This is a genomic window from Thiocapsa roseopersicina (assembly GCF_900106925.1).
Classification (GTDB): domain Bacteria; phylum Pseudomonadota; class Gammaproteobacteria; order Chromatiales; family Chromatiaceae; genus Thiocapsa; species Thiocapsa roseopersicina.
Window position 1 is genome coordinate 77,021 of record NZ_FNNZ01000011.1, and the last position, 21,206, is coordinate 98,226.

The window sequence follows — 21,206 nt, forward strand, 5'->3', positions numbered from 1 at the left end:
TTCCGGAAGAAAGGACGAGGCCATTGGTCTCCGAGCACCGATCAGCATACGGATCCGCAATCCATAGGAGGAACCATGGTCAACGGAACGCACACCCTGGAAGTCTGGGGCGACTTCGCCTGCTTCACCCGACCTGAGATGAAGGTCGAACGCTTCTCTTATCCCGTCATTACTCCGTCTGCCGCACGGGGCATCTTCGACGCAATCTACTGGGACGCCCGCCGGGAAGGCGACCGCGTACGGCCTTATTTCCATTGGCAAATAACCCGCGTCGAGGTGCTTGAGCCACCCCGCTACATCGCCTTGAGACGCAATGAAGTCAAGGATCGGGTACCGGGGACCGCCGTGCTGAACAAGTGGATGAGGGGTGCCGCCAACCCTGAGCCGCTCTGGGCGGACGGCGGTAAGGACGAGCTCGGCACTGATAAGAAGGGGCGCACGCAACGTCAGACCATGGCGCTCAAGAACGTCCGTTACCGCCTGACCGCCCGGATCGTCCCCAAGCCCGCGTTCGCAGCAGAACGGGGCGCCATGAACAGCCAATTCCAACGTCGCGCCCGCGCCGGCAAGTGCTTCCAACAGCCCTACTTCGGATGTCGCGAGTTTCCGGCTTTCTTCGAGTATCTGGATGAGCCGGTGGCGGCGGCACAACCACCGATCCCGCTCGACCAGCATCTTGGACTCATGCTTTACGACGTCTTCGACCTCTCGCGCGAGAGCGTCAAGGATGGAGAGCGGCCTTTCATCAGCTTGTTCGACGCTACCCTCGTAGCTGGTGTTCTGGAGATACCGCCCTTCGACAGCGATGCCGTCAAGAAGCCGGGAGGGATCTGACGATGCTTCAGCAACTTGCCGAATATGCCGATGCGCATCTGACCGCATCGGAGCCCGGCTTCAAGTCCCGAGAAGTCCTATGGTCCGCCGAATTGGCCGCCGATGGTCGTTTCCTCAACATTCTCCCCTTAGGCGACGGAAAACGTGGTCGGGATCTCAACCGCTGTCCAGACATGCACGGCATGAATGCCGGGGGCCGCGCCCATTTCCTGGTCGAGTCCTGCCAATACGTCACCCTGCTGATCAAGGGCGACGAGGCCCCCGACGACAAAACCGGCAAACGTCACGCCTACTATGTCGATCTTCTCCGACAGGCGGCGGATACGGTGACGGCACTGTCGTCGCTTGCCGACCTCATGGCCGATTCCGAGCGGGTTGCGGAGGTCCGAGCAGCCTTGAGGGAGCACAAGGCCAAACCGACTGACTGGATGACCTGGCGAATCGGCGGGCAGGATCCGCGAGACGACTTGGAGGTTCAGCGTTGGTGGCGCGATTGGCGCCAGGCCGATCTGGGCGGTACAACGCCGGAGTTGCAGCTGGATCTCGGAGATAAGTTGGCTCCAGAAGGCACCATGCTTTGCCTCCTGAGCGGAAACACTGTTCGCCCACTGGCCACTCATCCGAAGATAACTGGCCTCTCGAGCGTCGGCGGAATCGCGATGGGCGACGTGATGGTCGGTTTCGATAAGCCATCTTTTGCCTCCTATGGACTGAGCCAATCCAACAATGCAGCGATCGGCGAGCAGGCCGCGCAGCGGTATGCCGACGGACTCAATGATCTCATTCACAAACATAGCCGGAAGCTCGCCAATACGCTCGTCGTGCATTGGTATCAAAAAACCATCGGCCCCGACGAGGACCTAATCGCGCTCCTGATGGGCATGGAAAACAAAGAGCAAGCCGAGGCCGCCGCACTCGCCGCGGTCCGCCGTCTGCTTGATGCCATCCGCTCCGGCGAGCGCGCCGACTTGGGCAACAACCACTACTACGCACTGACGCTCGCCGGTGCCGCCGGGCGGGTCATGATCCGGGACTGGATGGAAGGCCGTTTCGAAGACCTGGCCGAACAGATCTCAGCCTGGTTCTCGGACCTCGCGATCGTCGCGCGTGATGGTCGTGCGATTGCCCACGACCCCAAGTTCTTGGCGGTCTGCGGCGCTCTGGTTCGAGACTTGAAGGATCTGCCCGCGCCGACCGCCGCGACCCTTTGGCGTGTCGCCGTACAAGGCTTGCCGATTCCCCGGTCCGTCATGGCCCAAGCCCTTGGCCGCTTTCGGACCGAGGTCATCGATAAGGATCAACCACCCATCAATCACGCCCGTATGGGCCTCATACGGGCCTATTTCGTTCGACTCACAACAGGAGGTGACCCCACCATGACCCCCTATCTCAACGTCGACCACCCGGCCCCCGCCTACCATTGCGGAAGACTCCTTGCGGTCTTCGCCAACCTTCAACGCGCGGCCTTGGGCGATGTCGGCGCCGGTGTGGTCCAGCGGTTCTACTCAGCCGCCAGTCAGACTCCGGGGCTGGTTCTCGGTCGCCTTTCCGCCAATGCGCGCAATCACTTGGGCAAACTCGAAGTCAAGCTCGCTTGGTGGTACGAGAGCCAGTTGGCCGAGATCATGGGCCGGCTCGGTGACGGTGCTCCCCGTATCCTCGATCTCGAAGGTCAGGGCCTCTTTGCTCTGGGCTACTACCAGCAACTCGCCGCGCTGCGGCCAGGAAAAAAAGACACCACGACCGATGCACCGAATGAAACCAGTAGGGATTCAGCACAAGGAGATGACCAATGAATACAATCCAGAACCGCTACGAATTTCTTTATCTTTTCGACTGTGAGAACGGGAATCCAAACGGCGATCCGGATGCCGGCAACAGCCCCCGAATCGATCCTGAGGACATGCATGGGCTTGTGTCCGATGTGGCCATTAAGCGGCGGGTGCGCAACTATATTCAGGTGGCGTTTGGCAATGCAGCGCCCAATGCGGTCTTTATCGAGCATTCAACCAATTTGAACAGGCCAATAGCCCTTGCCCATGAGAAAGCTAACGGCGAAATACCTGCTAAGGCCACGAAGAAGAAGGTCAGAAATGCCCGTGAATGGATGTGCGCAAACTTTTTTGACATCAGGACCTTCGGGGCAGTCATGAGCACTGGCGCCAACGCTGGTCAAGTACGAGGCCCTGTGCAAATTGCGTTCTCTCGATCCGTAGATGCCATAATGCCTATGGATATGAGCATTACTCGTGTTGCCGACGCCAACTTGACCAAGAAGAAACACGGCGTAGAAGAAAAAGATGGCATGAATAGTGAGCAATTGTTGGCCCTTGAGGAGCAAGCTCCTGAGGACACTCTGCGCACCATGGGCCGGAAATCCCTGATCCCCTACGGTCTCTACGCCTGCAAAGGGTTCATCTCAGCCCATCTCGCCCAAGGCACCGGCTTCTCCGAAGAGGACCTAGCCCATCTCTGGGAGGCCCTGCTCGGCATGTGGGACCACGACCGCTCGGCGTCCAAGGGTATCATGGCCTGCCGAGGACTCTATGTCTTCAAGCATGTCGGCACCGACAGCGATGCGACTCAGCGGGTGCGACAATCCATGCTCGGCTGCGCCCCCGCCCAAAGGCTGCTCGACTTCTCCGGGCCGGGTCGCCAGCAGACGAACGCCATCATCGAGATCGATCACCAAACGGACCTGAAGGGTTCCCCGCGCACCTTCGCCGATTATGTGGTCAGAACACATCCGGAGCGTCTTCCCGCCGGGGTCGAGCTGTTGCTCGACGGTAAAACCGCCACGGTCGCGGCGTGAGCTGGATCTTGTGTCAGGCAAGGCGTTGATCCTTCAACGCCTCGTTTGAGTGCTGCTGAGGGTCCGGAAAGTGGAAATGAACGACGACACAGGGCTGGTGCCCGCGGCCATGGCGGTCGACCCCGTCAACCTTTCCGCGCTCAACCAATACAGCTATTGCCCCAGGCGTTGCGGACTCATTTACCTCGACGGCGAGTTCGAGCAGAACGTCCACACCGCCAGGGGCAATGCCGAGCACGAAAAGGTTGACCGAGCCTCACATGTGGCCGGGCATGAGGGAGCGCGGCTGGAATACGCCCTGCCGGTCTGGAGCGATCGGTACGGACTGATCGGCAAGTGCGACGTGGTCGAGCTCTGGCCGGATGGGACCATCTATCCGGTCGAATACAAGCACGGTCCGAGAAAAAAGCACATCAACGACGATCTGCAACTTGTCGCTCAAGCGTTGTGTCTGGAGGAGATATTCGGCCGTGCAGTCCTCAAGGGGGCCATCTACCATGCCGCCAGCCGGCGCCGCCGGGAGGTTCTGATGACCCCTGAGCTGCGCCGCTTGGTGGTCGAGAGCGCCGAGGCGATTCGTGCAATGCTGGCTTCCGGCCGACTACCGCCGCCCGTCAACGACCGCCGCTGTGATCAGTGCTCCTTGAACGCGATCTGCGATCCGGCGGGCACCGCGGCAGTCGATCGACACGTCGCGGCCTTACACTCCCTCTTCCAGCCCGATGATTCAGAAGGATCCGCACGTACGTCAAAGAGGATCAAACCATGACCGACATCCATTTCGTCGTCGAAAATGCTCCCGAAGGTGGCTACCTGGCCCGTGCCATCGGGGCCGACATCTTCACCGAGGCGGACGACCTGGACGCACTGCACGCTCAACTGCGCGATGCCGTGCGCTGCCACTTCGATTCCGTGGAGCGTCCCAGCCTTATCCATCTCCACATCACGCGCGAGGAGGTCATCGCCGCGTGAAGATCCCACGCGACCTGTCGGCGACCACGCTCATACAGGCCCTCCGCACGCTCGGTTACGTCCAGGATCGGCAGACCGGTAGCCACATCCGACTGGCCACCACCCGGGCGGGCGAGCGACATGTCACTATTCCGAATCATGATCCGATTCGGATGGGCACCCTCTCGGCCATCCTCAACAGCGTGGCAGTGCACCATGGATTGACGCGGGAGCAGTTGCTGAAAGAACTGTTCGGTTGATCCACAGGCCGTCAGCGATGGCGTTTCGGCCTAAGCAGGAGCCCTAAGGACATGCACAGCGTACAAAACACTCTCTACGTCATGACGCCGAACGCCTATGCGCACCTGGACAACGCTACGGTCCGCATCGAGGTCGAGCGGGAGACCAAGCTGCGCGTTCCGCTTCATCACATCGGCGCTCTGGTCTGCTTCGGTAACGTGTTGGTCTCCCCGGCCCTGATGCATCGGTTGGCGGACGAGGGGAAGTCGCTGGTTCTGCTTGATAACTCCGGCCGCTTCAAGGCACGCTTGGAGGGGCCCGTCTCGGGAAATATCCTGCTCCGCCAAGCCCAACATCGGGCCGCGCTCGATACCGAGTTTGCGTTGACCGCCGCACGCGCCATGGTGGCCGGCAAACTTCGAAACAGCCGCTCGGTTCTGCAGCGCGGTGCCCGCGAATCCGCCGATCCCGGCGAAGCCGAAACCCTTACAAGCGCAGCCGACGCTCTCGCGGCGTCGCTTCGCGCCGTTCCGGGTGCCGCGGACCTGGATACCTTGCGCGGGATCGAAGGAGAGGCCGCGCGCGGTTACTTTGCAGCCCTCAATCTCGTCGTTAAACCTCAGGCCCGACAGAGCTTCGCCTTGGACGGCCGCACCCGACGCCCACCGCGGGACCGCTTCAATGCGCTCATTTCCTTCCTGTATTCGATGCTGATGAACGACTGCAGATCCGCAGCCGAGTCGGTCGGACTGGACCCCCAGCTCGGCTTTCTGCATGCCGTGCGTCCAGGCCGCGCCGCGCTGGCCCTGGATCTCCAAGAGGAATTCCGATCAGTCTTTGCTGATCGGTTGGCCCTCACTCTGATCAACCGCGGTCAGATCAACGCGAAGGATTTCGACGAACGCGAGGGCGGGGCGGTCATGCTCAACGACCAAGGGCGCCGCCAAGTCGTCACCGCATGGCAGGAGCGCAAGCAGGAGGAGATCACCCACCCCTTGTCGGAGAACAAGATGCCCCTCGGGCTCCTGCCCTTCGTGCAGGCCCGCATCTTCGCGCGTACGCTGCGAGGCGACATGCAAGGCTATCTCCCCTATCTCGCAAAGTGACGGAGTCTCCGCCTGATGCTCATCATCGCGACCTACGACGTCTCCACGGAGACCCCCGAAGGCCGGCGCCGGCTGCGCAGGGTTGCCAAAGTCTGCGAACGTGTCGGTCAGCGCGTCCAGAAATCCGTTTTCGAATGTCAGGTCAACCAGATGCAGTACGAAGAACTGGAGCGGGCTTTGCTCGCCGAGATCAATCTGGAGGAAGACAATCTGCGTTTCTACCGACTCACCGAACCCCAAGACATACACGTAAAGCAGTATGGAGTATTTCGCTCGGTCGATTTCGAAGGTCCTCTCCTCGTATGACGCGCGAACCCAAAGCAACGACGAAAACCCGGCAGGTTCGCGCAACGCCTAACGGGTTGTTTTCCATGGACTCCAAAGCTCCCCTCCGAGAGCACCGCCTCCGGGCACTTGCCCCGTCGGCCAGGATCGCGCAAGCTCGTCGTACTCCTTCGCAGAATCAACGGATTGCATGCGCGGAGCATCGCCCGGCCAATTGGTCGGGCGCGGATTGAAACGCTGCGGCAAGGGTCGGCAGCGCGTAGCCGCTCGGGCATCGCCCGGCCAATTGGTCGGGCGCGGATTGAAACAGATCGGATTGAAACCCGGAGGCGGCGGACTGGTCGCATCGCCCGGCCAATTGGTCGGGCGCGGATTGAAACGACCCGCCCGCCGACGGCATGACCCGCGTCGCCCGCATCGCCCGGCCAATTGGTCGGGCGCGGATTGAAACTCGAGCTGCAGGTAGAGCGCCGGGGTGTTGAGCGGCATCGCCCGGCCAATTGGTCGGGCGCGGATTGAAACGGAAAACATGCCTACCTCAACCGTCGCCGCTTCGTCGCATCGCCCGGCCAATTGGTCGGGCGCGGATTGAAACGCCCTGCTCCGTCCAGGGTCCGCGCGAAACGATGGCATCGCCCGGCCAATTGGTCGGGCGCGGATTGAAACTGCGCATGCCCTACACCACCGAGGACCGTGACCGGCATCGCCCGGCCAATTGGTCGGGCGCGGATTGAAACCATCCACCAAGCCCAGACGCCGAGGCAGACCTGAGCATCGCCCGGCCAATTGGTCGGGCGCGGATTGAAACGACTCGGAGCTCGACGCCGCATCCGGCCAACGCAGGCATCGCCCGGCCAATTGGTCGGGCGCGGATTGAAACGCTTTGCATCTCGACAAAGATCGACGTCGTGCTGGGCATCGCCCGGCCAATTGGTCGGGCGCGGATTGAAACATGTGCGCTTCCTGGTGTGTGCGGCCTGACGTGCGCATCGCCCGGCCAATTGGTCGGGCGCGGATTGAAACTTCATCCGCCGTCGTCGCCGTGCGAACGACAGCCCGCATCGCCCGGCCAATTGGTCGGGCGCGGATTGAAACGTGTTCGCGGGCATGACGACCTCGTCGCCGGCCATCGCATCGCCCGGCCAATTGGTCGGGCGCGGATTGAAACATGCCGTCGGCGGGCGGGTCGACGTCCACGACGAGGCATCGCCCGGCCAATTGGTCGGGCGCGGATTGAAACAACACCTACCTGACCCGCGCGAACGACACCCTCAGCATCGCCCGGCCAATTGGTCGGGCGCGGATTGAAACAAGCTCCATCGACTGGGTTTGCTGCGAGACCCCGAGCATCGCCCGGCCAATTGGTCGGGCGCGGATTGAAACGACGGCTTCCACCGCTACACCATCGCCACCGAGGCATGGCATCGCCCGGCCAATTGGTCGGGCGCGGATTGAAACCGCGGCACAGGAGGCGTAAGCCATGGCGATCGGTAGCATCGCCCGGCCAATTGGTCGGGCGCGGATTGAAACCAGAGGGTAATCCAGCGCGTGCGCTCCGGGGCAAGCATCGCCCGGCCAATTGGTCGGGCGCGGATTGAAACATCGTCGGCATCTCGTTCGACTACACCGAGCAGTGGCATCGCCCGGCCAATTGGTCGGGCGCGGATTGAAACGCCGCACACCCGAGGGTTTACGCATGAGTCACTAGCATCGCCCGGCCAATTGGTCGGGCGCGGATTGAAACTTTCAGAAGTCGTGGATCCCCGGCATCGGCTTGGAGCATCGCCCGGCCAATTGGTCGGGCGCGGATTGAAACGCCGATTGGCGGCTCGAAATCCTGTGGCGCGGCAGGCATCGCCCGGCCAATTGGTCGGGCGCGGATTGAAACGGTTATGGGTTTACCATCATGTTCTCGGTGGTGGCGCATCGCCCGGCCAATTGGTCGGGCGCGGATTGAAACAGGATATCGTGCTGCTGACTCAAGACACTTCGGACGCATCGCCCGGCCAATTGGTCGGGCGCGGATTGAAACCGATTCACGGGATCGGCGCTCCCAATGGTGGGAGGGCATCGCCCGGCCAATTGGTCGGGCGCGGATTGAAACAGGCGTTGGCGTATCTTCGACAGTATGATGCCGGGCATCGCCCGGCCAATTGGTCGGGCGCGGATTGAAACAGCTCGTTTGGTACGATAAAGGTTCCGAGCTCGTGCATCGCCCGGCCAATTGGTCGGGCGCGGATTGAAACTCCCGAGACGTGTTATCAGCACGAATGTAGTCCGGCATCGCCCGGCCAATTGGTCGGGCGCGGATTGAAACGTTCCACGCCCGTGTAATCGTTGCTCCCTGTGCGGCATCGCCCGGCCAATTGGTCGGGCGCGGATTGAAACTGCATGTGCTTACCGGACTCCTCCGGGAACATCCGCATCGCCCGGCCAATTGGCCGGGCGCGGATTGAAACCAGTGCTTGTAACACTGGACCTATGTCTCATGGGTGCATTACCCGTCCACTGGACAACGATAGACCGCGGGCATCGCCCGCCCGCGGTCTAACGGACGGTCCTAAGGGCCCGCACCTGATCGAGCAGCGCGGGATCGTCCCACTCGCGCTCGCCGGTGGCGCTGTAGACAAGGCGGCCGTCGGGATCGATGACGAAGGTGGTTGGAAGACCCTTGACGGGGTACCTCTGCACGACCTCGGAGTCGACATCCATCGGGATCGGGAAGTCGATGTCGGTTTCGCTCAGGAACCCTGCGATGGTCTCGGCGTCCTCGCCGACGTTGACGGCGATCACCGAGATGCCCTCGTCGGTGACGGTTTCGTGGGCACGCTGCATCGAGGGCATCTCGGCGCGACAGGGCGGGCACCAGGTCGCCCAGAAGTTGAGGATCACGGGCTTGCCGCGATGATCGAGAAGACGTTGCGGCTCCCCGGCGGGCCCTTGGAGCTCGAACACGGGGGCGTGGATGTCGTCGGACATCGGCGTCAGGGTTTGCGGCTCGTCCGCCGCGAAGGCGGCGGACGAGGATAGGAGGGCCGAAGCCCCGACAAAGTTGCAGAGAGAACGCATGGGCTTGCTCGTCGTTGGGTGAGGGAATGTCGATGAACCGCAAAAGGAGTCGATGATGACGGATGCGCAGGGCCGTGGATCGTCACGCCCTCGGGAGTACGGAGATGGAGAGGCCGCGAGCAGGCTTCAAGTCGGCGCAAATCCCCGGCTATATCGCGGCGACAAGGTGCAACGACCCGATATAATGAAGCGACGGCAAGCGGCCGGAAGTGCCGTCCGACTCCTCCCCGAGAGAGCGCACATGAATCACGCCATGCCCGTGTCCGAGCGCATCGACGCGCTGCTCTGGAGTCGTCGGCTCGAGGAGATGCCGCGCTGGCAGGCCCTTCCGATCTGGCTCGGCCGTTTGATTTATGCGCTGACCCGCGACCTGACACAGGGCTATCTGTCCCTCCAAGCCATGAGTCTGGTCTACACGACCATCTTGGCCCTGGTGCCGCTGCTGGCGGTGACCTTCTCGGTGTTGAAGGGGTTCGGCGTCCACAATCAATTGGAGCCTTTGCTCCTGAAGGTGCTCGCTCCGCTCGGCGAGGGCGGTGTGGAGATCACCACCCAGATCATTGGCTTCGTCGACAACATGCGGGTGGGTGTCCTGGGGTCGGTCGGACTCGCACTGCTGATCTACACCGTCATCTCGCTGGTCCAGAAGATCGAGCAGGTCTTCAACTTCACCTGGCGGGTTGCCACCCAACGCTCCTTCTCGCAGCGTTTCAGCAAATATTTGAGCGTCATCCTTGTGGGCCCCGTGCTCTTCTTCTCGGCCGTCGGGCTCTCGGCCTCGCTCGGCGGGAATCCCTTCGTTCAATCGATCATCGAGGCAAAGCCGTTCGGGCATGTCTGGCATGCGTTGGGGCAGCTCGGTCCCTACACGATGATCTCGCTGACGTTCGCCTTCTTCTACGTCTTCGTGCCGAACACGCGGGTCCATGTCGTCTCCGCGGTTGTCGGGGCACTCATCGCCGGGCTCCTTTGGGAGGTGATCGGGGGGATGTTCTCCTATTTCATGGCCAGCTCGACACGCCTGATGGCCGTCTATTCGAGCCTTGCGATCCTGATCCTCTTCATGATCTGGATCTACATCGCCTGGTTGATCCTGCTGATCGGCGCAAGCATCGCCTTTTATCACCAACACCCGGAGTATCTGAGGATCCGTTCGCGCGATCTGCAATTGAGCAATCGACAGCGCGAGCGTCTCGCCTTGATCCTCGCCGGGCAAGTGGCCCGCCGCTATGAGTCGGGCGAGCCGCCCTGGAGCAGCGAGGAGCTTGCGCGGACCCTCGAGGTTCCCCGGACCAATGCCGAACGGATGTTGGGCGTGCTCGAGGAGTCGGGGTTCCTGATTCGCACTGCGGGGGATTCTCCGACCTTCGTCCCGGCGCGCGCAACCGACGGTATCTCGGTCAAGGCGATGCTCGATGCCGTGCGCTGCTTCGAAGAACGCGAGAGCGGCTGCCGAGGAACCCTCCCGGGCGGGGAGATCGGGCGGATCGAGCAGGGCATCGATCGGGCGATCGACGCGGCACTCGGCGCCATGACGTTGCGTGACCTCGCCCGCGCACTCGACACGACGGCGTCTCCGGCTCCGTTCGTCGATTCCGGGCAGAGCTGATCGATCATGCTGCGCCCCGGCAACGGCCTACCGCACGACGCCGCGACGGATGCACCGATCGAGGCGGATCTCACACGTCTCCTGTTCGAGCAGCTTCCCGCCAGCCTGGTCATCACCGCAGCGAACGCCCTGCTGGTGGCGGCCGCGATGAGCCTAGTCTCGTCCCCGGCCGGGGCCTGGGTCTGGTTTGCCGCGCTGCTCGTGATCCTGATCGCCCGCGGGCTCCTGATGGTGCGCTATCGAGGAGCCGGCGAGGCCCGCTCGTCCGCGGATTGGACCCGTCGATTCGCGTTGGGTGCCGCCGCAACCGGCCTTGCCTGGGGCCTCTCGGTCTTCCTGCTCCCCAGCCATGTGTTGACCTACCAGGTCTTTCTCGGTTTCGTCATCTCCGGGATGGTCGCGGGAGCGATCCCGAGCTTGAGCGCCTGCTTGATCGCGTATCTCTTCTACATGCTCGGTGCGCTGGTGCCCTTTGCGCTGCGGATGATCGTCATCGGCGACGAGCTGGCCTTTACCTTTCTCGCGCTGATCCTGCTGTTCGCCGTCTTCATGTGGCTGAACGCGCGTCGTTACCATCGCACCCTGCGTCATTCGCTCGAGCTGGGACACGTCAATCTCGATCTGATCGCCAGTTTGACGCGGGAAAAGGAGCGGATCGCCGCATTGAACCGGGATCTGGAGCGCGAGATCGAGGAGCGAAGCGCGACCGAGGCGGCGCTGGTGATTGCCAAGGAGCAGGCCGAATCGGCGAGCATCGCCAAGGGTCAGTTCGTCGCCAACATGAGCCACGAGATCCGCACGCCCATGAACGGCGTGCTCGGTCTGCTGGAGATGCTCTCGCACGGGCGCTTGAGCGCCGAGCAGAAGGGGTTGGTGGAGGTGGCGCACTCCTCGGCCGAGAGTCTGCTCAACGTCATCAACGACATCCTGGATTTCTCCAAGATCGAGTCCGGGCGACTCGACCTCGAGCAGATCCCCTTCGATCTTCGCCGTCTCGTCGAGGATGTCGCCGGCCTCTTCACGGCCAGCGCGCGCAGCAAACAGATCGATCTGGTCTGCTTCGTGGAGCCGGGACTACCCACCCGCGTCCTCGGCGATCCCCATCGTTTGCGCCAAATCCTGAACAACGTCTTGGGCAATGCGGTGAAGTTCTCGCTCTCGGGCGAGGTTGCGCTGCGTGTCGAGGTCTGTGCGGATGAGGGCGAGCGCAGCCGACTCTGCTTCGAGATCTCCGACACCGGGATCGGCATGACGCCCGAGCAGCTCAAGCGTCTCTTCAAACCGTTCGTCCAGGCGGACGGCTCCACGACGCGGCGCTTCGGTGGTTCCGGTCTCGGGCTCGCCATCAGCAAGGATCTGATCGAGCTGATGGGGGGCGACATCCAGGTCGAGAGCACCTTCGGCCGGGGTTCTCTGTTCCGCATCCGACTGCCGTTCGAGCATCAGCCCGATTCGGCCGAGCCGACGGCGGGTGAGGCGCCGATGCTCGATCGGCCTTTCAAGGGGCGCGTGTTGCTGGCCGAAGACAATCCGGTGAACCAACAGGTGGCGATCGGGATGCTGATGCGACTCGGCATCGAGCCGAACCTGGTTCGGAACGGCGCCGAGGCGATCGAACGACTCGCGAGCGAACGCTACGATGCCGTCCTGATGGATATGCAGATGCCGGTTCTCGACGGCCTCGGGGCAACGCGCCAATGGCGGGAGCGGGAGCGTCGCGAAGGTCGTCCGCACACCCCCATCATCGCCATGACCGCCAACGCGATGGCCACGGATCGGGAGGCCTGTTTCGAGGCCGGGATGGACGACTATCTCGCCAAGCCGGTCAAGCTCGCCGATCTGCGCGAGACCTTGGCGCGGTGGTTGCCCGCCGCGGACTGAGGATGGCTCAGGGTGCGGGCTCGTCGCTCGGGAAGAGCTCGCGATAGGCCGAGGCGTCGAAGATCGCCTCGATCCTTTGGATCCGGTCCTCATGCACGTGCGACCATTGCGCGGCCTCGACGGCGAGCTTCTCGGAGATCTGGATCCGATAGGTCATGAAATGGCAAATATCGTCGCCGTCCACAAAGACCTTTCGGATCTCTCGGTCGAGGATGATGCCGCTCGACACGGCGGCATACTGGATGAACTCATCCGCCCGATCGAACATCGCAATCGGACTGCGATAGCAAAAACCCTGGTCGGCGAGAAAGCCGCGCATCGCCTCGAAATCTCTTGCCGACTGGGCGGCGAAGTAGGCATCCACGATCGACAGAGGGTCTGAGGTCACCGTCGGCTCCCGGTTCGGCGAGAAGGAATCGCCATGGTGCAGGGTTTTCCCCGAGGCGTCCAATCGACACCCGACGAGCGTCGCGATCCAAAACGATGCAGCCGCACCACCAATCTTGCCGCTGATGGGTTTATGTTTGCACCCTGTTTCCCGCTTTCTGAATCGCGTTGCACCAAGCCCCGTATTTTGATCCAACACCGAACCGATACACCGACCGCGCATCTCGCTCCGGACGCGATTCAGCTTCACTCCTGCGTCTGCGATTGTGTCTGCGCCTCCGGAGGTGGCGGAAACCAGGTCCGCGCAAGCTCCTCGTGCAGATCGCCGATCCCGACCTGAAGGTCATCGATAAAGGCATGCAGCTGTTGCTGATTGAGTCGACGCGGCTCGGTCCCTTCGAGATTGCGCTTGAGCCGTCCCGCCACGCGCAAGGCGGACTCGTTGCGCGGCAGCTTTGAAAGACTGGTCCGCAGGGCTTCGATGCAATGCACGACCGAGCGGGGGAAGGTCCCGTTCTGGAAGAGAAAACGCAGGACCGGACCGCGCAGCACGCGAATCTGCTCGCTGCGCCGGTAAGCCTGATAGGCCGTCATGGATTTCAGCACGCTGACCCATTGAATGGTCTCGAAGGGCCGCAGCTCGGTCGTCTCCTCCGGCAGCAGATTGGCGGAGCGCACGTCGATGATGCGCGTGGTCATATCCGCGCGTTCCAGAAAGCGCCCGAGGTGCAGGAAATCATAGCCCTGGTCGTGCAGCATGGTCCCGGAGAGCAGGCCGTTGATGTTCTGCGCGCCCTGGATCACCCGCTTCAGATAGGCGTGCCGACCGCCTTTGGTCATCCCTTTGGCGAGATCCTCGCGGGCGAAGAGATAGATCTCGTTCAGCAGCTCCCATGCCTCGCGGGGAACGAAATCGCGAATGGTGCGGCAATTCTCGCGCGCCGCGACCAAGGCGGAGGCGATTGATCCGGTATTGCGCTCGTCGGCGATAAAAAAGCGCACCACGTTGCGCTCGCTATAGTCCTTGTAATGCTCCTCGAACAGCGCATTTGCCCCCGTGATGTCGACCAACGGCCTCCAACCCGGCGCGATGCCCTTGGGCAGGTCGAGCAGGAGATTGGCGTTGACCGTCACGATACGGGCGGTGTTTTCGGCACGCTCGACATAGCGGGCCATCCAGTAGATGTTTTCTGCAACACGCGAGAGCATGTGTTCCGACCCCTATGCTCGATTGGATTCGCTTCGGTCCCTGCCGACGGCTCGGCCGCTCATTCGTCGGTCTGCGGCGGCTCGGGCACGATCCAGGTGTCCTTGCTGCCGCCGCCCTGGGAGGAGTTCACGACCAAAGACCCTTTGCGCATCGCCACCCGCGTCAACCCGCCCATCGTGACCTGCTGGCGATCCGCCGAGAGGATGAATGGACGCAGATCCACATGACGCGGCTCGAGCTTCTTGCCGATGATGGTCGGCACGGTCGAGAGCTTCAGCGCCGGCTGGGCAATGTAGTTGCGCGGGTCCTTTTTGATCAGCTCCGCGAAGTGCTCGCGCTCGGCCTTGGTCGATGCGGGCCCCACCAGCATGCCGTAGCCGCCGGACTCGTTGGCGGGCTTCACGACCATCCGTTCCATGTTCTCGAGCGTGTAGGCCAAGGCGTCCGCCTCCATACAGCGGTAGGTCGGGACGTTCGGAATGATCGGGTCCGCGTCGAGATAATAGCGGATCAGCTCGGGCACGAAGGCATAGACGACCTTGTCGTCGGCCACCCCGGCGCCGGGTGCATTGGCTAGGGCGACGTTGCCGGCCTTCCAAGCGCGCATGAGTCCGGGCACGCCGAGTGCGGAGTCCGGAAGGAAGGCTTCGGGATCGAGGAAGAGGTCGTCGATGCGGCGATAGACGACGTCGACGCGGGCGAGCCCGTCGACGGTTCGCATGTAGACGCAGTCGTCCTTATCGACGAAGAGATCGCGCCCTTCCACCAGCTCGCAACCCATCTGTTGCGCCAGATAGGAGTGCTCGAAATAGGCCGAGTTGTAGATGCCGGGGGTCAGCACGACTACCGCGGGATAGTCCGCGGGGCGGGGCGAGAGTGCCGCCAGGGTGTCGAAGAGCTCCGACGGATAATCGTCGACCGGCAGCGGTGCATAGTGCTCGAACAGCTCGGGCAGCACGCGTTTGGTGACCAGACGGTTCTCCAGCATATAGGAGACGCCCGAGGGGACACGCAGGTTGTCTTCGAGAACGTAGAGGGTCCCGTCCGCGTCGCGCACCAGATCCGAGCCACAGATATGCGCCCAGATCCCCAAGGGCGGGTCGACACCGACGCACTGGGGGCGGAAGTTGACCGATTTGGCGAGGACCTCGGCCGGGAAGACACCGTCTTTGATGACCTTTTGATCGTGGTAGAGGTCGTCGATGAAGAGGTTCAGGGCCTGCACGCGCTGGCGCAGCCCGGCATCCACACGCTCCCACTCGGACTGAGCGATAATGCGGGGAATGATGTCGAAGGGCCAGGTTCGATCGATGGCGCCGCCTTCCTCCGAATAGACGGTGAAGGTGATCCCCATCTCCTTGATCGAAACATCGGCGGCCTCCTGGCGGGCCACCAGCTCCTCGGGGCCGAGTGCCTCGAGATCGGCAAGCAGACCGGCGATCGCCCGATGCCCGTTGCCGGTGACCAGCTCGTCGTAAAAACCCTCGGAGGGGTAGGCATTCCAATCGATACTCATGGTACTTACTCGCAGACCAGGTGTCGGGGATGGCTCGGCCGAAACGATTTGCGACGCCGATCGACCGTTGATCGACCTCGAAACCTCATGGCCGGAGTATGCTGGACGCGGGGCCACGCCGTCTATCCGCGCACGCGGTGGGGCGGCCGTCGTCCGCGGATGCGTCTTCGGACACTCCGCACATCCTCTCGACCCCGCGGGTCGGAGACCTACGCGAGCGACCGCAGTCACGCGACCGCCCGAACATGACCGCCGGAGCATGACCACCCGACAATGACCATACAGACACGATCGCCATGACCTACTGTCTCGGACTCGCCCTCGACGAGGGCCTCGTAATGGCCGCCGACTCCCGCACCAATGCCGGCGTCGACTATGTCACCACCTTCAGCAAGCTCCATGTCTTCCAACCCGCTGCGGACCGGATCTTCATCCTCATGTCCGCGGGCAACCTGGCGACCACGCAGGAGGTGCTGAACCGCATTCGACGTGACCTCGATCAGCCGCGCGACACGGCGGCGATCACGGATCCACACCGCGAGCGCTCGCGGATCGACCTGTTGAGTGCGCGTTATCTCTTCGAGGCAGCGGATTATGTTGGACGGGTCAGCGTCGGGGTGCAGCGCGATCATGCCCCGACACTGCACCAAAGCGGTGTGAGTGCGGAGACCACGCTCATTCTAGGGGGCCAGATTGCCGGTCAGCCGCATGGTCTCTATCTGATCTATCCGCAGGGCAATTATTTCGCGGCCTCGCCCCAGACGCCCTACCTGCAGATCGGCGAGACCAAATACGGCAAGCCGGCGCTGGATCGTATCGCCGAGCCGGACCTGTCGCTGGAGAACGGGGCGCGTCTGTGCGTGGTCTCTCTGGACGCCACCTCGCGCTCGAACGTGACGGTCGGCCCGCCGTTCGAGGTCGCCATTTATGCCAAGGACAGCCTGACCCTGACCCATCGACTCAAGCTGACCGCCGATTCGCCGGCTCTGCGGTCGCTGTCCTACAGTTGGAACGAGGGTATCCGCGGCGTCTTCGACCATTTGCCCAGGTTCGATTGGGAGGCGATGGGCGAGGCGCCGGCGCAACGGATACCGACCTGAGGACGTCAGTCGTAGTGTTCCCGGGGTCGCGCCACCCGCCCGGTCAGAAAGGAGCGCGCCGGATCGACCCGGGCACGGCCGGCAAGTGCGGTGCGACCGAGCAGCATCCGAAACAGCATGGTCTCGCGATTCGTCAGGGTCATCTCGATCGGCCAATCCTGCCCGGCAAGCATGAGCCGGCTGCGAATGATGTAGCGATCCTCGCGGTGACCGCCCGAGTCGGTCACCCGCCGTTGGTCGATGACCAGAGCCTCGCCGTGGATCACCACGTCGGTGCGTTTCTGCAGCGGATGCACGCCGAAGCGCACGTAGCGCTCGCGGCCCCGATGGAAGCCGTCGACATAGAAGGCATGGAGTGTGGAGGTGCGCGCCCCCGTGTCCACCTTGGCCTTGACGAGGCTCAGCCCCAACTCGGGTAGAGCGACCCATTCACGCCAGCCCAGCAGCAAGGTTCCGGAGGTCTCGCCGGGAGTCATCGCGAAACCTCGCTCAAGGCCGTCAAATGCACAATCCGCACGTCGCTACGCCTCCCGCTCGACCTCGATCGCCAAGGACCGATGTTAGCAGAGCCAAGCTCCGATCCGGACTGCTAAACTGGGGGCCGGCTCGGGCGAGCTCGATCAACGCATTCCGGAGACACCATAGACACCATGTTTAGACCGATCCACATAACCCTTATCTTCGCCTTGGCTCTGCCGCTGGCCCGGACCGCCGTTGCGGAGGAGGGCACCGCCAAGATTCTCGCACCCTGGGAGGCGAACGGTCAGCTTTTTCAGATCGCCGTGGACAAGCTCCAATTCATCGGCACCTTCGAGGGCATCATGTACATCGAGCACGGCGAAGGCCTCCTGGATGCGGCGCTCTTTACCTGTCCCTCGACCCAGATCATCCATGTCCTAAGCAACCAGCTCGAGAGCCACGGCTTCTGCACCATCGAGAGCCCGACCGGTGACTCCGTCTATGCCGAGTTCAATTGCAACGGCGAGCCCGGCTCCTGTAAGGGCACCTTCACGCTCACCGGCGGAACCGGCCGGCTCGCGGGGATCACCGGTCAGAGCGACATGATCGTGCGCACCGCGCTGAGCGGGACCGCCATGAACGAGGCGTCCGGCGGGACGGTGTCGGCGGCGAAGGGGCTCGCGATCTGGCCGGAGATGCGCTTCGAGTTTCCCGGCAAGAGCGCGAAGGCCGGCATGCTCGGCACCGGCGCTGGCTCAAACGGAGGGGAAATGATTCCGGACATGCTGACTCCGGAGGATCCGGGCCGCACGGCCGATCCCGAGGCATCCGCCGAGGGAGCAGCCCCCGGAGATTCGCCTGCGAGCGGGTCTGCGCAAGATGACCCGGCGGGCGACCGCTGACCGGATGGCCCGCCGAGACTTGCCGAGCAGGCGACGGGCGATCGACCGCTTCACGGGCGCGGCCCTCGCGGGAGCACTTGCAGCGTTGCTCCTCGGCGCCCCGGCATTCGCCGCCGGCGTCCGCGAGATCGTTGGAATCCCTATCGTCGAAGACGACGGTTCACTCTCGATCAAGGGACAGACGATCGAGCTTTACGGGATCTATCTTCCGCAGACCGAGCGCCAGTGCCGTCGCTGGGAGCGCCCCGTGCGCTGTGCGCCGCGCAGCGCACTTGCGCTCGACTTCCGCGTCAGGGGTTTCGTGAGCTGCGAGCCGCGCGGCCGATCCGAGGCCGGGCGCATTCAAGCGATCTGCCACGTCGATCGCACCGGGCTGAGCCCGGGCGAGGACTTGGCCGCCTATCTCATCCAGCGCGGTTGGGCACTTGCACTCCCGGGGGCGCCGTTCGAGTATCACGCCATGGAGCGAATTGCCCGTACGAAGCAGCTCGGCGTCTGGGGCACGGCCGTCGACGCCATCAGCCCGCGCTGAGGCGGCGACGATGCGATCAGGCGTCGGGCTCGAACGCCAAGGCCACGGAATTGATGCAGTATCTGAGCCCCGTCGGTCTCGGCCCGTCGGGAAAGACATGCCCGAGATGGGCGCCGCAACCGCTGCAGATGACCTCGGTGCGACGCATGCCGTAACTGACGTCGTCTTCGGTCGCCACGACGTCCGGCGCGGTCGGCTGCCAAAAGCTCGGCCAGCCCGAGCCGGAATCGAACTTCTCGCTCGCGTCGAACAGCGGCTCGCCGCAGCAGACGCAGCGGTAGAGACCCGGCTCCTTGGAATCGTGATACTGCCCCGTGAAGGCCGGCTCGGTGCCTTTTTCCCGACAGACGCGGTATTGCTCCGGCGTCAGGGTGTCGCGCCATTCGCGATCGGTCTTCTCGATCTTATGACCCATAGTAACCTCGTGTGATTCGGTTTTTGTATGACCTGGTGTCGACGATCCGCTCGAGGTTCGGATCGAGCATGGGCGGCAGCGGCTTGAGCCTCGGGCGAGGCGACCCTTATACTGGCTTCATCCTCCTGGTCCGAATCTTGATGAGTCGCGACCTCGACCGCCACTCGATTTCGACCCCGTCCTTATGATGCAGTTATCCGTGACGCCACGAGGGGAAGTAGTGGGGTCGCATCGCCGCGATGTCCACTCGCTGCCATGCCGGTCCGCACGGTGCGCCCCGGGCCGTTCCCCGACAGACCCGAAACCCGTTTCGACCGACGCCGATCCGGCCTGGGCATCCGAGGCGTTTGTCTGAGATGTTCCTGCGGAACCGACATCGCCTCTGGGTCCGCTTGGTCCTGATGCTAGGTGCCATCTCGCTGTTCGTCCTGGCCTACCAATGGGGTAATCAGTATCAGCGCCGCAGCGCTGCGCCTCCGACGATCGGCGGGTTGCTGATCCGTCCGCCTGCGAGCCTGCCGGATTTCGAGCTCCGCGAGGCCCTCGGCCGTCCGTTCGGCCACAAGGATCTGTCGCAAGGCTGGACCCTGCTCGCTTTCGGCGATCTGTCGCGCGCTTCGGGGCAACTCGCCGTCCAGCGTCTGATCGATGTCTACAACCGGGTGGCCGACGAGCGCGCCTTGCGCAAACAACTGCGCCTCGTGCTCGTCGGCACGGGGGGTGATTCCAGCCTTCACCGGGATTTCGCCGGTCTCATGCCCGCGTTGAAGATACTCGGCGGCGACGCCGAGCAGATCGAGCGTCTCCGTACCGACATCGGCCTCGGCCCGTCGGACTCGCCGGCGATCTTCGTCCTCGCACCGGGCGGTTACCTGCTTGCCTTTCTTCCCGAGACCGAAGGCGGCGCACGGATGGCGGAGGACCTGAAGGCCATCCACGCCAGCTCCGATCTCTTGTTGCCGGAGACACCATGACGGAACCAGTCCGGGGCGTGGGGGCGCGACTCTTCGTCGCTCTTCAGCACGTCCTTCCACAGCACCTGTTGTCGGGTCTCATGTATCGGTTGGCGCGTGTGCGGTGGCGTCCGCTCAAGGATCTGCTGATCGCGACCTTCCTGCGCATCTACAAGATCGATATGACCGAGGCCGCTGAGCCGAATGCGAAGGCCTATGTGCACTTCAACGCCTTCTTTACCCGTGCGCTGAAACCCGACGCGCGGCCCCTCGATCCGGACCCGCTGGCGGTCGTGAGCCCCGTCGACGGCACGATCAGTCAGAGCGGGCGGATTACCGCGGGCCGTGTGATCCAGGCGAAAGGTCGGGATTTCACCGTCGAGGATCTCCTCGGGGGCGACCCCGAGCGGGCACGGGCCTTCAACGGCGGTACCTTTGCGACCATCTATCTTGCGCCGAGCGATTACCACCGGATCCACATGCCGCTCGGTGGCGATCTGGCCTGGATGCAGCACATTCCGGGGCGGCTGTTCAGCGTGAACACCGTCACGGCGGATCTGGTGCCGCGGCTGTTCGCCCGCAACGAGCGGGTTGCCTGCCGATTCGAGACCGACGTCGGCGCGATGGCGATGGTCCTGGTCGGGGCGATTTTCGTCGGCGGGATCGAGGTCGTCTGGGCGGGCGAGGTGACGCCTGCACGAGAGCGGAGTCGGCCCTCGAATGCGGGCACCGGTCAGGGCACCGCAGGCAGGTCGGTCAGGCTCGAGCGCGGCGCCGAAATGGGCCGCTTCAATCTGGGCTCGACCGTGATCCTGCTCTTCGAGCCGGATCGGGTGCAGTTGGACGAGACGCTCATGCCGGGCCGCAAGGTTCGACTCGGGCAGCGGCTCGGCCGCCCTGCGGCGGCGTCCGAGCACTTCGAGACCTGAGGCGAACCCGAGGCGA

The 21,206-nt window shown here is 63.2% G+C and carries 21 protein-coding genes and 1 CRISPR repeat array; of the genes, 15 read left to right on the forward strand and 6 right to left on the reverse strand.

Annotated features, from left to right (window positions below):
* Positions 1-75: 75 nt before the first annotated feature.
* The 8 genes from cas5c to cas2 all read left to right on the forward strand — a co-directional run bounded on the left by cas5c (position 76) and on the right by cas2 (position 6,249).
* Positions 76-834 (forward strand): type I-C CRISPR-associated protein Cas5c, encoded by a 759-nt coding sequence (cas5c, locus tag BLV04_RS12855; protein WP_093032549.1) that lies wholly within the window; start codon positions 76-78, stop codon positions 832-834.
* A 2-nt stretch (positions 835-836) separates the two neighbouring features.
* A complete protein-coding gene (gene cas8c / locus BLV04_RS12860; protein WP_093032550.1) occupies positions 837-2,630 on the forward strand; it encodes a type I-C CRISPR-associated protein Cas8c/Csd1 in 1,794 nt (597 codons plus the stop codon).
* Positions 2,627-3,646 carry a type I-C CRISPR-associated protein Cas7/Csd2 gene (cas7c, locus tag BLV04_RS12865; protein ID WP_093032551.1) on the forward strand — a complete coding sequence of 340 codons (1,020 nt, stop codon included), beginning with the start codon at positions 2,627-2,629 and terminating at the stop codon, positions 3,644-3,646. The genes cas8c and cas7c overlap by 4 nt, the downstream gene beginning before the upstream one ends.
* Positions 3,647-3,722: 76 nt before the next feature.
* A complete protein-coding gene (gene cas4, locus BLV04_RS12870) occupies positions 3,723-4,415 on the forward strand; it encodes a CRISPR-associated protein Cas4 (RefSeq protein WP_245731874.1) in 693 nt (230 codons plus the stop codon).
* A complete protein-coding gene (locus BLV04_RS12875) occupies positions 4,412-4,618 on the forward strand; it encodes a 2-oxoisovalerate dehydrogenase (protein WP_093032552.1) in 207 nt (68 codons plus the stop codon). The genes cas4 and BLV04_RS12875 overlap by 4 nt, the downstream gene beginning before the upstream one ends.
* The gene (locus tag BLV04_RS12880; RefSeq protein ID WP_093032553.1) at positions 4,615-4,857 is read left to right on the forward strand and encodes a type II toxin-antitoxin system HicA family toxin; all 243 of its coding nucleotides are present in this window, start codon (positions 4,615-4,617) and stop codon (positions 4,855-4,857) included. Before BLV04_RS12875 ends, BLV04_RS12880 begins: the two co-directional genes overlap by 4 nt.
* A 51-nt stretch (positions 4,858-4,908) precedes the next feature.
* Positions 4,909-5,943, forward strand: coding sequence for a type I-C CRISPR-associated endonuclease Cas1c (gene cas1c / locus BLV04_RS12885; protein WP_093032555.1), 1,035 nt, complete (start codon positions 4,909-4,911; stop codon positions 5,941-5,943).
* 15 nt (positions 5,944-5,958) lie between these two features.
* On the forward strand, positions 5,959-6,249 hold the full coding sequence (gene cas2, locus BLV04_RS12890) for a CRISPR-associated endonuclease Cas2 (protein WP_093032556.1): 291 nt from the start codon (positions 5,959-5,961) through the stop codon (positions 6,247-6,249).
* A gap of 178 nt (positions 6,250-6,427) precedes the next feature.
* Positions 6,428-8,687: a CRISPR direct-repeat array (repeat unit 37 nt; unit sequence GCATCGCCCGGCCAATTGGTCGGGCGCGGATTGAAAC).
* 88 nt (positions 8,688-8,775) lie between these two features.
* Here cas2 and BLV04_RS12895 read toward each other — a convergent pair.
* Entirely contained in the window at positions 8,776-9,297 is a 522-nt protein-coding gene (locus BLV04_RS12895) for a TlpA family protein disulfide reductase (protein ID WP_093032557.1), read from the reverse strand.
* Between the two features lie 241 nt (positions 9,298-9,538).
* Between BLV04_RS12895 and BLV04_RS12900 the strand changes: the two genes are divergently transcribed.
* Both BLV04_RS12900 and BLV04_RS12905 read left to right on the forward strand, forming a co-directional pair.
* Complete coding sequence (locus BLV04_RS12900) at positions 9,539-10,906, forward strand: YhjD/YihY/BrkB family envelope integrity protein (RefSeq protein ID WP_093032558.1); 1,368 nt, start codon at positions 9,539-9,541, stop codon at positions 10,904-10,906.
* 6 nt (positions 10,907-10,912) lie between these two features.
* On the forward strand, positions 10,913-12,787 hold the full coding sequence (locus BLV04_RS12905) for an ATP-binding protein (RefSeq protein ID WP_093032559.1): 1,875 nt from the start codon (positions 10,913-10,915) through the stop codon (positions 12,785-12,787).
* Between the two features lie 7 nt (positions 12,788-12,794).
* Here the strand turns inward: BLV04_RS12905 and BLV04_RS12910 are convergent, their stop codons facing one another.
* The 3 genes from BLV04_RS12910 to BLV04_RS12920 form a co-directional block, all read right to left on the reverse strand.
* Entirely contained in the window at positions 12,795-13,175 is a 381-nt protein-coding gene (locus BLV04_RS12910; RefSeq protein WP_093032769.1) for a nuclear transport factor 2-like protein, read from the reverse strand.
* 245 nt (positions 13,176-13,420) lie between these two features.
* On the reverse strand, positions 13,421-14,383 hold the full coding sequence (locus BLV04_RS12915) for an alpha-E domain-containing protein (protein ID WP_093032560.1): 963 nt from the start codon (positions 14,381-14,383) through the stop codon (positions 13,421-13,423).
* 59 nt (positions 14,384-14,442) lie between these two features.
* Entirely contained in the window at positions 14,443-15,900 is a 1,458-nt protein-coding gene (locus BLV04_RS12920; protein WP_093032561.1) for a circularly permuted type 2 ATP-grasp protein, read from the reverse strand.
* Between the two features lie 296 nt (positions 15,901-16,196).
* Between BLV04_RS12920 and BLV04_RS12925 the strand changes: the two genes are divergently transcribed.
* Positions 16,197-17,000: a proteasome-type protease gene (locus tag BLV04_RS12925; RefSeq protein WP_093032562.1), complete on the forward strand. Its 804-nt coding sequence runs from the start codon at positions 16,197-16,199 to the stop codon at positions 16,998-17,000.
* A gap of 5 nt (positions 17,001-17,005) precedes the next feature.
* On the opposite strand, the gene BLV04_RS12930 is transcribed toward BLV04_RS12925, so the two are convergent.
* Positions 17,006-17,476 carry an ATP-dependent zinc protease family protein gene (locus tag BLV04_RS12930; protein ID WP_093032564.1) on the reverse strand — a complete coding sequence of 157 codons (471 nt, stop codon included), beginning with the start codon at positions 17,474-17,476 and terminating at the stop codon, positions 17,006-17,008.
* Between the two features lie 174 nt (positions 17,477-17,650).
* Here BLV04_RS12930 and BLV04_RS12935 point away from each other — a divergent pair, with 174 nt between their 5' ends.
* Entirely contained in the window at positions 17,651-18,361 is a 711-nt protein-coding gene (locus BLV04_RS12935) for a hypothetical protein (RefSeq protein ID WP_245731870.1), read from the forward strand.
* Between the two features lie 4 nt (positions 18,362-18,365).
* A complete protein-coding gene (locus BLV04_RS12940; RefSeq protein WP_245731871.1) occupies positions 18,366-18,893 on the forward strand; it encodes a thermonuclease family protein in 528 nt (175 codons plus the stop codon).
* 16 nt (positions 18,894-18,909) lie between these two features.
* Here the strand turns inward: BLV04_RS12940 and msrB are convergent, their stop codons facing one another.
* Positions 18,910-19,308, reverse strand: a complete 399-nt coding sequence (gene msrB, locus BLV04_RS12945; protein WP_093032566.1) for a peptide-methionine (R)-S-oxide reductase MsrB — start codon at positions 19,306-19,308, stop codon at positions 18,910-18,912.
* 356 nt (positions 19,309-19,664) lie between these two features.
* Here msrB and BLV04_RS12950 point away from each other — a divergent pair, with 356 nt between their 5' ends.
* Both BLV04_RS12950 and asd read left to right on the forward strand, forming a co-directional pair.
* Positions 19,665-20,282: a hypothetical protein gene (locus tag BLV04_RS12950; RefSeq protein WP_093032585.1), complete on the forward strand. Its 618-nt coding sequence runs from the start codon at positions 19,665-19,667 to the stop codon at positions 20,280-20,282.
* Positions 20,279-21,190 (forward strand): archaetidylserine decarboxylase, encoded by a 912-nt coding sequence (asd, locus tag BLV04_RS12955; RefSeq protein ID WP_093032587.1) that lies wholly within the window; start codon positions 20,279-20,281, stop codon positions 21,188-21,190. The genes BLV04_RS12950 and asd overlap by 4 nt, the downstream gene beginning before the upstream one ends.
* The last annotated feature ends 16 nt before the right edge of the window (positions 21,191-21,206 follow it).